The sequence below is a fragment of the Coriobacterium glomerans PW2 genome, from assembly GCF_000195315.1.
In the GTDB taxonomy this organism is placed as follows: Bacteria; Actinomycetota; Coriobacteriia; order Coriobacteriales; family Coriobacteriaceae; genus Coriobacterium; species Coriobacterium glomerans.
Window position 1 is genome coordinate 345,786 of the sequence record NC_015389.1, and the last position, 12,308, is coordinate 358,093.

Here is a 12,308-nt window from a genome sequence, read left to right on the forward strand (position 1 = left end):
TATGGCAGTCTTGCCAGAATAAGAATGTCTCAAGATCAGCACCGGCCTGCGCTGCGCGCATTACAATCTGGGTGCGGATGATCCGAGACCCGCGACGGATGGCATCCGAGCCGCTGAGGCATCATGTATCGCTCATAGCGCTCTGCGCGCCATCGCGCGCGCGGCAGAGGAGGTCATCGTGGGGAAATGGCGCAGCTTACTCAGACTCATGCCGTTCGTGCGGCCGTATCGGGGGCGTTTCGCCTTGGGCTGCCTCGGTCTTCTGGCGGGATCGCTGCTCGCGCTGCCGGGTCCGCTGCTCATCGGTCAGGTGACCGACCGGGTCTTTCTCGGAAGCAGGAGTCTGGAGCAGCTTCTGGTCTACCTCGCTGTCATCGCGGGGCTCTACATCGTGGGCTATGCCGTTTCCATTGCGACGCAGACCGCCTTTGTGCGCATCAACAATCTCGTGGTCAACGATATGCGTACGGCGGTCATGAGCAAGGTGATGGATCTGCCGATGAGCTATCTGTCGGGCGTCGAGAAGGGTTACGTGCAGGCAAGGATTCAGGAGTGCTCTTCGATCGGAACGCTGTTCACGCCGAGCGTCATCAGCACCTTTTTCACCGTCGTGCAGGCGACGATGGCGATCGTCACCATGTTCGTGCTCAATTGGATGCTCGCGCTCGTCGTCGTGGGGCTCGCGCCCGTGGTCCTGCTCACGTCGCGCTCCTCGGGCCGTGCTCTGGCGGCCGGTGCCAAGGAGAACATGGAGTCGACCGCGACGCTCAATGCGGCCTGTTTCGAGATCGTGAACGGCATCGAGGACATCAAGATCCTGAACGGCAAGGCACCTCATTTGAAGCTGTTCGCCGAGAAGATCGCCCGGCTGGTGGAAAGCGGTGTAAAGCTGGGCAGGATGGGCGTCGTGTTCATGGGCAACATCTTGCTCGTGAACAACGCGACCTCTCTGCTGATCCTGTTCGTCGCTGGTCTGCTGATCTTGCACGGACAGTTCACCGTCGGTCTGTTTCTGACCTTTTCCCAGTACAGCACCCAGGTGTTCTCGAGCACGACGAGCATAAGCACGCTGATCACGTTTCTGAAGCCGGTGTGCTTGGGCACCGAACGCCTCTACGAGCTACTCGATATGGCGGCAGAGGACGGGCCCGGCGCCCACGAGCTCACAGAGCCGATCCGTCGCCTCGACTTCGAGGATGTGAGCTTCCGCTACGGTGATGAGCTGCCGCTGGTGCTCGGTGGCGTCAGCTTCTCGATCGACGCCGGCGAGCGGGTGCTGCTGCAGGGTGCGAATGGCTCGGGCAAGACGACGATCCTGAAGCTGCTGCTCGCGCTCTACCGACCGACCTCCGGGCGCATCACGATCAACGGCGAGGACTCCTGCAATCTGCGCTCGGCGGATCTCAGAAGAAGGATCGCCGTGGTCTCTCAGAGCATCTTTCTTTTCCATGGTACGGTGCTTGACAACATATTGCTCGGACAGCAGGGCAAGACGCGCTCCGATGTCGAGGCGCTCATCTCCCGACTCGGCATGGAGCGCTTCTTCTCACGACTGGCAGACGGGCTTGACACCGAGATCACGCAGAGCTCATCGAGCGTGTCCGGAGGGCAGGCCCAGGTCATAGCGCTGGTCCGCGCACTGCTTTCCGACAGCGACGTCATGCTGCTTGATGAGCCGGTGGCCAATGTCGACGCGGAGGCGCGCGATCTTGTGGTCGGCTGTCTTGAACGAGGTCAGTTCAACGGGATGCTCATCGTCATCTCGCACCAGACCGAGGGACTGGAGTTCCTGAGGCGACGGATCCGGATCTGAGGAGCGATTGATCGGGGGTCCGGTATCCGCGCACCTTGGAGCCGGGCATGCGACGATACGATCGCTCCGCTCGAGGGACTTCCGAAAATGTGAGGTCTATCACATTTCACCCGTGGTGTTATGTGATGAATATCACATCTTCGGAAGAATCGAAGTCTCATGGAACGCGACATCATCCCGATCGAGGTCAAATCCGGCTCGATCGTTGATTCGCCGAGTCTGAGCTATTTTGGCGAGGCGCCATGCGTCTCAAACCCCGCTGCGATTGCGCTTCTCCCTGCGCAATATTTCATGGCGCGACGGACTGCTCAACATACCGCTGTATCTGGCCCATCGAACGCCGCCGCTTATTCAACTCGCGCTAAAGAGCGCGGCGTAGCACGCGTTTGCACCCTGTCCGAGTAGCTTGCCTCGGATTCCTTTTGCGCTGCGATGAAAGCATGGCGCGCTACAGCTCGCGTCGCTCGTAGACGCGGATCGACACCAGTGCGCTCATGGCGAGCAGGATGATCACGAAAGCCGCAGCGCCGGCGATCGCCAGCTTGGCCCCGTCCGGCGTCATGACGAACGCGAGTGCGCCGCTCAGCGCATCCATGGCCTCGCCGCCAGCGACGCTGACGATCAGAAACGGGGTGGCCAACACAAGAATCATCGCGACCGGTAACAGCATCGCGGCTTTGGAGAGACCGAACTTGAAGAACGCCGGCAGGCTGACGCTGATGGTGACCGTGCCGAAGGCGAAGCAGACACCGCCCACCGCGAACAGGGCGATGAGGGGATTCTTGTCGAGCGACAGGACGTCGGCAAGGGGCCCGGGCAAAGGTATCGTCGAGGAGACCACCGCGATCAGCGCGGCAAGCGCGCTCGGGACCAGAGCCAGCAGCAAGCTCATGAGCAGCAGGGCCGCGTAGCGCCCCAGCACCACGTCGCGACGGGATACCGGCAGCGTCATGCGATATGCGCTCCAGCCCGTCTTTTCATCATTGGTCGCGGCGGACGAGATGATCGTGACGAGAAAGACGAACGCGACCGCCGAGACGGAGACGACCAGCGAGCGAAACAGGATGATCCATAGGACCATGGTGAACACGCCCGACCAGATCAGTGATTTCAACGAGCTTCTACAGAGTGTCATCTCGCAGAGGAACATGCGTTTCATGAGCAGTCGCCACCTTTCAGCATGAGTGCCATGTAATCGTCGACCGTCATGCGGTCGCAGGGGATGTCCGGCAGCTGGCGCATGAACGCGAACCGATCGGGCACGAGCACATCGACATCGCGCGCATGCCGCAGGCATCGCAGCTCCCCGGTCGCGATGGCGCCCGAGGCTCTGATCGCGTCCAAGTCGACCTCGCGGCATCGAGCGATGCCCGCGCGATCGGTGATGTCATCTTTCGGCAGGCAGAAGACGATGCGTCCTGCATCGATGCATACCACCGTGTCGGCGATCTTGTCGAGATCTGACGTGATATGAGAGGACATGAGGACGGCGTGTCCCGGCTCGGTCACGAAGCTGAGCAGCAGATCGAGAACGTCATCGCGAGCCAGCGGATCGAGACCCGCGGTCGCCTCATCCAAGATGAGCAGATCGGGGTCATGCGACAGCGCGCAGGCGAGGCTGAGCTTCATGCTCATGCCGCGGGAGAGCTCCTTTACCCTCTTGTCCGGTTCGAGCTCGAACCGTTTGAGATAGTCGATGAATCGAGCGCGGTCCCAGCGATCGAAGGCGTTCGCCATGATACGGCCCACCTCGGCGACGCTCAGATGATCCGGCACACTGACGGTATCGAACACCACGCCGACGCGCTCTTTGAGCGATGAGCGCGCACCGTCCGACAGGTCCCGTGGCGCAGCACCCAAAACGCTCGCCTCACCGCCATCGGCGAAGATCAGACCGAGCAGAGCCTTGATAGTCGTCGTCTTGCCCGCGCCGTTCTTGCCGATGAGCCCTACGATCTCGTTGGGTCTCACCGTGAGATCGATGCCTCGCAGGCTGAAGCTGTCATAGTGCTTGGTGAGACCGTGCGCCTCTATCAGCGGCGCGGAGCCGATCGTCGCTCCCGTTTCACGCTCGGCCGTGTGCATGTCGCTTCCGTTCATGATCAGTCCTCGCTTTCCTGCAACAGCGTGAGCATGTCATGCAGTCTGTCATCGGCCAGTCCGGTTGAGCGCGCCTTGGCGATTGCCTGGCCGAGCAGCGCCTCGACCTCGCGCAACCGCTCCTCCCGGATGATCTCGGCGTTCCCGCCGGCCACATAGCTGCCCTTGCCCTGCACCGTGTCGATGAATCCCTGTCCCTCCAGATCCTCGTAGGCGCGCTGCGTGGTGATCACGCTCACGCGCAGATCGCTTGCCAGCGCGCGGATGCTCGGGAGCCGCTCGCCCTCGGATAGCCCGCCGGTCAGGATCAGCTCTTTGATCTGGGTGGAGATCTGCTCATAGATGGGCTTTGCGCTCGAGTTGGAGATAATGATGTCCACCAGTCTTTGTTTCCCTTCGTAAGCGTCGGGCGGACGTCCCCGTCACCCTATCGCGTCGCCATCCTTCAGTGCGATCCAGCCTGCGGCCCGAGCGCGCGGATCGTTCGCAGGCGTCCTGCTTCGAGCAAAGTGTCTATAGCAGACAAGTACAGTATATACATCGATGTACATTTGGCAAGAGGAAACTTCGGACTGCGGCGCCCACCGTGATCAGCGCGATGGCTGAGATGCCGGCTCGGCGCCGGCGGCGTCGCTGCTGAATCATCGCTCTGCTGCCGCCGCATCTGCGTTCCGTGCAACCGCCAGCGTCCTACGGTCATTCTCGCGTGCTGAATGCTGGGAACGGCCCGGAACGCGTACGTTCGCGCGCACGGCGCTCGTCTGGGATCTGGCTTCATGCCGCGGGAGCCGATATCAGATTGATGTTCGCGACCGTGCCGGTACCGTTCGCTCAGTACCGATGCAGGCGCGTGCGGCCCACCCAACACCTTGAATCCGAACCGAATGAGAGAAGTTCGTTATAGCTCGTCGTCCAGCTTGTTGACGCGGCGATCGTAGGTGAGGATGCCGTTGAGCTCCTCCTCCACATCGGAGAGCTGCGTGTAGACGAACCCGGCGAGCCCCTTGGGCTCGAGTGCCGCCGCCTCGGCGAGCGTGCGACGCACGGCGTCTCTCCACTGCGCGGCGGTGGGGAAGCTTCCGTAGCCGTAGGCGTGCGGCGAGGCCATGTGATCGGGGGTTTGCTGGGCGAGGCCGCCGAACTCCGAGATGATGAACGCCCGGCACCCTCGGCCGGCAGCATAGCCGCGCAGCGCGCCGTGGCGGTGATCGACGGTGAGCGGACGGAAGTAGTTGTGATGGCTCAGATAGTCACCGCAGCGCTGATCGTACCAGCCGCTCACGGCGTCAATCGGTCGCGAGGGATCGATGCGGTGCACGCGTTCGGCGGCTTCGAGCGCATCGAACTGTCCCCATCCCTCGTTGAACAGCACCCAGGTCACGATCGACGGATGGCCGGCGAGCAGGTGCACCATCGATGCGCAGGTCTCGATCCATTCGCGGCTATAACCCTCATCGTCGGCGGCGAGGGCGCGCCGGTGCCGAGGCGTGTCATCGCGAAACGCTCCCCAAGACGCTTTGAGCAGCGTCGGCTTGCGGCTCGTGTGCCACAGGCTGTAGGGGCCGCCGCCCGAGACGGCGTCTTGCCACACGAGCATGCCGAGACGGTCGCAATGCCAATACCAGCGCGCGGATTCGATCTTGATGTGCTTGCGCAGCATGTTGAAGCCGGCTCGCTTCATTTCGACGATGTCGTGGACGAGCGCCTCGTCTGCGGGCGCGGTCATAAGCCCATCGGACCAGTACCCCTGATCGAGCACGCCTTTGAGGAAGAGGGGGGATCCGTTGAGGAAGAAGCGCGCGACGCCGGAGTCGTCAGGTGCCACGCCGACGCTGCGAAACGCGCAGTAGCTGCTCACGGTATCGAGCGATCCCGCATTCGCTCCAAGCTGCAGCGTGGCTTCGACGCGGTAGAGGTGAGGATCGTCCGGCGACCAGAGGTGGGGCTGCTCGAGACGGATCCTTCCGGTCGCCCGCGCGCGGCCCGAAGCGTATCGCTTCACGTGGATCTTCTCGGCGGGGCGGCCGTCCGCGGCACCTCTGCTCGGATCGCTCACCGCCAGCTCGAGCACGGCCGATCCGCGCACAAGCCCGGCCGGATCGGCGATCTCTGCTGCGATCGAGAGATGCCCTTGCGCGTCGCCGTCGAGCGTCAGCGACGAGACGTAGGCAGCGGGCACCACCTCGGTCCATACGCTGCGCCAGATGCCGCTCTGAGGCGTATACCAGATGCCGCCCGGTTTCAGCCGCTGTTTGCCGCGCAGCTGGGTGCCCGCGTCGGTGGGGTCATATGCGCACACGGCGAGCTCAGCCTCGGATGCAACGCATATGTTGGCGAACGGCGTGATGTCGATGTCGAACGGCAGATAGCCGCCGCTATGGGTCCCTGCGAGCGCGCCATCGACGAACACCGCGCATGCCCAGTCCACAGCTCCGAAATGCACGAGCAGCCTCCGGTCGCCCTCGAGTGCCGGCAGCTCGATGCGCCGGCGATACCAGAGCAGCTCGTCAGGAGCGAGGGTTCTGCCCACACCGGACAGCGGTGCCTCCGGTGAGAAGGGCACGAGGATCTGTCCGTCGAAATCACGAGGTACGGACCTTTGGCGCATAGCGGCAAGGATCTCATCGCTCTCGCACGCAGCCGTTTTCCGCAACGGCCCATCTTGTTCGAGCGGTACGATCGCGTAGTCCCACAGGCCGTTGAGCATGGTATAGTTGTCGCGCATGAGCTGCGGCCGCGGATGCTCGCTCAGTACGTGGTCCGGGTCGATCGATTCTCTCCACGGCGTCGCGAGTGCTGAGAGCTCTTCGCGCACATGGCTCTTCGCGCTGCCGAGCACCCGCTTGATATCGAGCATCATGTCACCGACTTTCCTGGGGAAGAAGCGTCCCGACCGTCTACCCTTCATCATAGTCGCCTGCACCCTGCAGCGGACAGCGAAATAGATCGCCGCCTCTCGTGCGATCCGCGCGCGCAGCCCAGGTCGTGTGAAGCCCTAAGATGGGTATGTGTCCCACAGAGCTCGGAGGTGAGCGAGAAGACAGGGGGCAGCTCATGTGCAGCGAGTTCAAGATGATCCCCGATGAGGATCTCGAGTACGTCCTCGAGAGCGTTCGCGCTCGGCGCGCCGTCGGAGAGCTTCCCGCGCGGCCGGCTCGCAATCGTAGCGCCTATCCGAAGTCGGTCGCTTCGGTGGTGGTCCCGTTAGAGGGTGATTTCGTGCTGCGCGAGATGATCTGGGGCTACGAGCGTCCGTGGCTGAAGGTGCCCATCTTCAACACGCGAGCCGACACCGCCATGAGCCCGCAGGGGCGCAACATGTGGCGCGACTCACTTGAGCATCGACGCTGCATCATTCCCACGCTTGGTTTTTACGAGCCGCATAAATCTGAGAGGACCACAAGCGAGCGAACCGGACGGCCGATCAAGCAGAAGTTCCTGTTCACCTCGCCGCTCGGACCTCTGCTGTTCATCGCCGGCATCTACGAGGACGGCCATTTCTCGATGATGACGACCCAGCCGAACGCGTGCGTCGAGCAGATCCACAACCGGATGCCGGTGGTGCTCCACCAAGACGAGCTCGATCTGTGGAGCGGCAGCTCGTATGAGCGGGTGTTCGACAGAGACGGCTTCGCACTCGAGCCCACGCGCGTGGTGTAGCGCTCTCTCGCCGAGTTGAAATCGATCCTGCGCATGCCTCGCGCAGGCTCGCGTTCTCAGAGGCCCACGCTGTCGGGTACCATGAATCAGCGAGGACCGGTGCGATGACCGTGTGGCCCCGCCGCTCAGTTCTCGGTGATTATTCTGCTTGGATAATTTTGAACATCAACATCCGCTCAGGGCCAGCATCGGCGGGAGTGCCACCGGGGTGCGATTCGAAGCGAGATGGCATCGGGACGGCAGCCTCGGCTAGCAACAACAACTTTATGCCGACGGATCTGGAAGCCGCGTTGACCTGGTCCAGAACATGAACTATACTTCACATGAAGGAAACTTCATATTTTAACCGAGGCCGCAGATGCGTGCCGCCCGAGAGGAGGATGATTGAACAACAGGGTCAAAGAACTGCGCGTCGCGCAGGGTCTCACGCAGCAGCAGCTCGCCTGTGCGGTCCATGTCTCTTCGCGCACGATCATCTCGATCGAGAAGGGCCGCTACAACCCCTCGCTGCTGCTGGCGTATCGCCTCGCGCTCGCGCTCGGCACACCCATGACCGAGCTGTACTGTCTTGCGGAGAACCTGCGTCGCGAAGACGGCGAGGAATCGGACGGCCGTCAACGAACCTGAGAGGAAGAACTCCATGCGTATGGTGATCATTGAGGGCATCGGCAACACGATCATGTTGGTGCTCATCGGCTTCGCCTTGACGGCGGGGCTTTCCGTCGACATCGGCCCCCGGTATTTCTACATCGTCATGAACGGTTGGGTGTTCGCGCTTGTCGCGTATCTGATCTGCTATATGATCATTCTCTTGCGGGAGAATCGTCGTCAGGGGGCCCCTTTCTCGCGTCTGCTCTTCGGGCTGCAGCTGCACGCCGATGTCGACGAGCGCGAGGCGCTCATCAGTTGCCGGGCGGGGCGCATCGCATATCTCGCCGTCATCGTGAACGCTGGCGTGGATCTCTGGCTGCTCGCCGTGGCACGTATTGCAACAGCGGCCTCGCTGATCACACTCGATGCATACGCGTTCGGCTGCTGGCTGATCATCATCATGTGCATCGTCGCCAACCTGTCCTACTTGATTGCCTGGTCGCACGCGTATCTGCGGTGAGACGATCATCGCGTCTCGTGTAGAAGCTGCCGATCAGCGTCTACGATGCCCACCGCCTTCTTGGGCGGCCTCTTCGGCGTCGCACGCGGCGGCACCGGAGCGCTCGCGCCGATTGGACTTGAGCCTTTCGGTCTCTGCCATGCCCTGCGCGGGGTCGAGACGCTTGGTGCATTGTTTTGGTGAAAAGAAACACACGACTGAAATTGCAATCCAAGAAAATATCAGGAGTGCGGTGATCTTCTCGATTGCGAACCTGCTGCAAGGGCTCAAACCTCAGAGCATGAATGCTTTCTCAAGGCGTCCCACCGCCACGTCAGATCCTCGATGAGGCTCTTAGATGCATTTGGTAGGCGGTCCCACCTCATCAAGGGCAGGTTAAGGGCAAATCATGTGCAGCAGAAAACGTTCGGCGAGGGCAAAGCGGATTGCGGCGCTCAAGTCGCAGCGAAACGCGACGGCGCTTCTCGTGCGATCCGCGCGCGCAGCCCACGTCAGGTGAAGGCCTAAGATGGGTATGTGTCCCACAGGGCGCGGCCGCGAACGAGAAGACAGGGAGCAGCTCATGTGCAGCGAGTTCAAGATGATCCCCGATGAGGATCTCGAGTGCGTCCTCGAGATCGTTCGCGCTCGGCGCGCCGTCGTAGAGCTTCCCGCGCGGCCGGCTCGCAATCGCAGCGCCTATCCGAAGTCGGTCGCTCCGGTGGTGGTACCGTTAGAGGGTGATTTCGTGCTGCGCGAGATGATCTGGGGCTACGAGCGGCCATGGCTGAAGGCGCCCATCTTCAACACGCGAGCCGACACCGCCATGAGCCAGGAGGGGCGCAACATGTGGCGCGACTCGCTTGAGCATCGGCGCTGCATCATACCTACGCTGGGCTTTTTCGAGCCGCATAAAACTGAGAGGACCGTGAGCGAGCGGACCGGACGGACGATCAAGCAGAAGTTCCTGTTCACCTCGCCGCTCGGACCGCTGCTGTTCATCGCCGGCATCTACGAGGACGGCCATTTCTCGATGATGACGACCGCGCCGAACGCGTGCGTCGAGCAGATCCACAACCGTATGCCGGTGGTGCTCCACCAAGACGAGCTCGATCTGTGGAGCGGCAGCTCGTATGAGCGGGTGTTCGACAGAGACGGCTTCGCGCTCGAGCCCACGCGCGTGGTGTAGCGCTCTCTCGCCGAGTTGAAATCGATCCTGCGCATGCCTCGCGCAGACTCGCGTTCGCAGAGGTTCATGCTGTCGGGTACAATGTTCAAAACTTGCAAAAAATGCAAGTTTTGAACATGGGAGGTGCAGTTCCGATGATACTGCGGCGGAAATATCTCGACCAACTTATCGATTTCCAGGATCAGGATCTGATCAAAGTCGTCACCGGTGTTCGGCGGTGCGGGAAATCGACACTGCTCGACATGATGCGCGAGCATCTGGCGAGCCAAGGGGTTGCGCGCGAGCGGCTTCTCTCGTTCAAGATGGAGTCCATGGAGTTCGATGGCATAAGCAGCTATCGCGATCTCCATCAGATCGTTCGAGAGCACGCCAGCGGTGTCTCACATCCATATCTGTTCTTCGATGAGCTGCAGGAGATCGCCGGATGGGAGAGAGTCATCAACTCGCTTCGCATCGACATGGACTGCGACATATATATCACCGGATCGAATGCCTATCTGCTTTCCAGCGAGCTGTCCACGCTGCTTTCCGGCCGCTATGTCGAAGTCGAGATGCTGCCGCTCACGTTCGCCGAGTACCTGGACTTTCGCGGCGCTCTCTGGTCTGCGAGCGACAGTGATCAGGCGGATCTCCTCGAGATGGCTGACGGGTCGATCGCGACACTCGGGCGCATGCTCGAGCAATATCGACGCTTTGGAGGACTTCCGTTTCTCGCGTTGCGCAAGCCAGAGCTCTCCGCGCATCGGGCCTACTGCAAATCGCTGTATGACACAGTCATGGTGCGCGACATACTGCAGCGTGATCGTCGCCGTGATCGTCGTCACCTCACCAGTCCTGAGCTGCTGGAACGGGTTTGTGCCTTTCTCGCGAACAATGTTGGCAACGAGTGCTCGATGAACCGCATCGCGACTGCTCTGAGCGCTGAGGGGTCTAGTGTGAGCAATCAGACCGTGGATGCCTACGCAGCTGCACTCACCGAGGCGTACCTGTTTTACCCTGTGCGCAGATACGATATCCGCGGCCGGGAGTTGCTGAAGACCGGTGCCAAGCGCTACATCGTGGATACGGGGATCAGAAGCTATCTGGAAGGTTATCGAAACGCAGACTCGGGAAGAGTGTTGGAAAACATGATCTTTCTCCAGCTGGCTTTCGATGGGTATGAGGTGACGGTCGGCAAACTGCGCGGCGGAGAGGTCGACTTTGTCGCAACGAAAGCCGATGAACGCATCTACATGCAAGTCTGCATGGATATTTCCAGCGCTGCCACGATGGAACGCGAACTGAGGCCCTTGCGGGCAATTCGTGATGCCTATCCGAAGCTGGTCATCACCATGGGTGGACCTCATCCGACCGACGTCGATGGAATCCGGATCGTGGATGCGCAGGATTTTCTGCTGCATCGCGTCTGATATGATTTCGACAAGATGAGCCCGGAACATCAGCGGTGATGAGGCTGAAACAGCATCCGCTGAGTAGGTGCCGGGCGACTCCGGACCCCTGCCGCGTCGGTCGCGCCAGCGTGTGATTTCAGTCGGCGCAGATCCGGGACCTCAGGTAGTCGCCGCTCGTCTGCAGGCTCTTGATCGGGGACCGATCAACCCAGTTTCGATGTGTCTCCAGGATGATGCCTTCGACGTCGACGTCAAGGGCCTGCCGAATCAGGGGATCCAAGTCCATGTTGCCACTACCGAGCTCAGTGGTATCCGAGGTGAGAATAGGGGTGACATGCTTGGTCTTCATTCGAAATCCACGGTCTGAGATATGGTGCAGGCGCATGCGCCGCCCGAGCCGTTTCATCCACGCCAGCGGATCGGCGCCGGCCTCGCATAACCAATACGTATCAAGCTCGAAATTCACCAGGTCGGGATCGGTCTGCTCGATGAGGACATCAAAAGCGCGCTGGCCGGGGCTCACATAGCTGAGCTCAGCGTTATGGTTGTGATACAGCAGCTCGACTCCCTCTTTGGCCAGAACGGCTCCGCAGCTGTTGAGATCTTCGCATAGCCCTCGGACGGCGGATTCGCTTGAATAGTCGAACCGATACATGCCGGTGATGACCGCGAGGTGCGTGCCGAAGCGGCGAGCCGAGGCGATGAAGGGCGAAGGATCGCGTTTGAGACCACCCAAGTCCGTGTGCAAGGCTACCACGGACAATCCGGCGTCCTCGACGAGCCGCGCCCAGTCCAGCCGTCCCGCGCGTCCGACCGGCATGCCCGCTGCGCGGGTGAGTGATCGCACGACCAATCCCGCCGGTGCGATCATGAAGCCATTGAGCTCGATCGCATCGTAGCCAGCTTCGCGAATCGCGCTCAGCGCTGCAGCCGCGCTGCGCTCCGAGCGTGCGACCGAACCGAGCATGACCTGTTGTACGGCAGTTGCAGTCATTGAGTTGCCCTTCTGCGAAGTTGAAGAACATGGGCTGGCGTCTCTGGGGCTTTCCTACCGCGTGCCGCCCA

General features: G+C 61.4%; 11 protein-coding genes. 6 read left to right on the forward strand and 5 right to left on the reverse strand.

What is annotated here, in order from left to right; all coding sequences use genetic code 11:
- The first annotated feature begins 178 nt into the window (after positions 1 to 178).
- Entirely contained in the window at positions 179 to 1,813 is a 1,635-nt protein-coding gene (locus CORGL_RS01540) for an ABC transporter ATP-binding protein (RefSeq protein WP_013708164.1), read from the forward strand.
- Positions 1,814 to 2,261: 448 nt separating this feature from the next.
- On the opposite strand, the gene CORGL_RS01550 is transcribed toward CORGL_RS01540, so the two are convergent.
- From CORGL_RS01550 to CORGL_RS01565, 4 genes are all read right to left on the reverse strand, one after another.
- Positions 2,262 to 2,948 carry an ABC-2 transporter permease gene (locus CORGL_RS01550; protein WP_172633509.1) on the reverse strand — a complete coding sequence of 229 codons (687 nt, stop codon included), beginning with the start codon at positions 2,946 to 2,948 and terminating at the stop codon, positions 2,262 to 2,264.
- A 20-nt stretch (positions 2,949 to 2,968) separates the two neighbouring features.
- Positions 2,969 to 3,913 (reverse strand): ABC transporter ATP-binding protein, encoded by a 945-nt coding sequence (locus tag CORGL_RS01555; protein WP_013708166.1) that lies wholly within the window; start codon positions 3,911 to 3,913, stop codon positions 2,969 to 2,971.
- Between the two features lie 2 nt (positions 3,914 to 3,915).
- Positions 3,916 to 4,293: a GntR family transcriptional regulator gene (locus CORGL_RS01560; RefSeq protein ID WP_013708167.1), complete on the reverse strand. Its 378-nt coding sequence runs from the start codon at positions 4,291 to 4,293 to the stop codon at positions 3,916 to 3,918.
- Positions 4,294 to 4,811: 518 nt separating this feature from the next.
- Positions 4,812 to 6,824 (reverse strand): glycoside hydrolase family 2 protein, encoded by a 2,013-nt coding sequence (locus CORGL_RS01565; RefSeq protein WP_013708168.1) that lies wholly within the window; start codon positions 6,822 to 6,824, stop codon positions 4,812 to 4,814.
- Positions 6,825 to 6,967: 143 nt separating this feature from the next.
- Between CORGL_RS01565 and CORGL_RS01570 the strand changes: the two genes are divergently transcribed.
- The 5 genes from CORGL_RS01570 to CORGL_RS01590 all read left to right on the forward strand — a co-directional run bounded on the left by CORGL_RS01570 (position 6,968) and on the right by CORGL_RS01590 (position 11,261).
- Positions 6,968 to 7,573 carry an SOS response-associated peptidase gene (locus tag CORGL_RS01570; protein ID WP_013708169.1) on the forward strand — a complete coding sequence of 202 codons (606 nt, stop codon included), beginning with the start codon at positions 6,968 to 6,970 and terminating at the stop codon, positions 7,571 to 7,573.
- 384 nt (positions 7,574 to 7,957) lie between these two features.
- Positions 7,958 to 8,200 carry a helix-turn-helix transcriptional regulator gene (locus CORGL_RS01575; protein ID WP_013708171.1) on the forward strand — a complete coding sequence of 81 codons (243 nt, stop codon included), beginning with the start codon at positions 7,958 to 7,960 and terminating at the stop codon, positions 8,198 to 8,200.
- A 19-nt stretch (positions 8,201 to 8,219) separates the two neighbouring features.
- On the forward strand, positions 8,220 to 8,684 hold the full coding sequence (locus CORGL_RS01580; protein WP_156789757.1) for a hypothetical protein: 465 nt from the start codon (positions 8,220 to 8,222) through the stop codon (positions 8,682 to 8,684).
- A gap of 562 nt (positions 8,685 to 9,246) precedes the next feature.
- Positions 9,247 to 9,852 carry an SOS response-associated peptidase gene (locus CORGL_RS09295; RefSeq protein ID WP_013708173.1) on the forward strand — a complete coding sequence of 202 codons (606 nt, stop codon included), beginning with the start codon at positions 9,247 to 9,249 and terminating at the stop codon, positions 9,850 to 9,852.
- A gap of 116 nt (positions 9,853 to 9,968) precedes the next feature.
- Positions 9,969 to 11,261, forward strand: a complete 1,293-nt coding sequence (locus CORGL_RS01590) for an ATP-binding protein (RefSeq protein ID WP_245526928.1) — start codon at positions 9,969 to 9,971, stop codon at positions 11,259 to 11,261.
- A gap of 118 nt (positions 11,262 to 11,379) precedes the next feature.
- On the opposite strand, the gene CORGL_RS01595 is transcribed toward CORGL_RS01590, so the two are convergent.
- Complete coding sequence (locus CORGL_RS01595; RefSeq protein ID WP_013708175.1) at positions 11,380 to 12,237, reverse strand: sugar phosphate isomerase/epimerase family protein; 858 nt, start codon at positions 12,235 to 12,237, stop codon at positions 11,380 to 11,382.
- Between the last annotated feature and the right edge of the window lie 71 nt (positions 12,238 to 12,308).

Coding starts and splice junctions, on each gene's coding strand:
- CORGL_RS01555 (WP_013708166.1), bottom strand. CDS start 3,913: ATGAACGGAAGCGACATGCACACGGCCGAGCGTGAAACGGGAGCGACG.
- CORGL_RS01595 (WP_013708175.1), bottom strand. CDS start 12,237: ATGACTGCAACTGCCGTACAACAGGTCATGCTCGGTTCGGTCGCACGC.
- CORGL_RS01565 (WP_013708168.1), bottom strand. CDS start 6,824: ATGATGAAGGGTAGACGGTCGGGACGCTTCTTCCCCAGGAAAGTCGGT.
- CORGL_RS01580 (WP_156789757.1), top strand. CDS start 8,220: ATGGTGATCATTGAGGGCATCGGCAACACGATCATGTTGGTGCTCATC.
- CORGL_RS01570 (WP_013708169.1), top strand. CDS start 6,968: ATGTGCAGCGAGTTCAAGATGATCCCCGATGAGGATCTCGAGTACGTC.
- CORGL_RS09295 (WP_013708173.1), top strand. CDS start 9,247: ATGTGCAGCGAGTTCAAGATGATCCCCGATGAGGATCTCGAGTGCGTC.
- CORGL_RS01550 (WP_172633509.1), bottom strand. CDS start 2,948: ATGACACTCTGTAGAAGCTCGTTGAAATCACTGATCTGGTCGGGCGTG.
- CORGL_RS01590 (WP_245526928.1), top strand. CDS start 9,969: ATGGGAGGTGCAGTTCCGATGATACTGCGGCGGAAATATCTCGACCAA.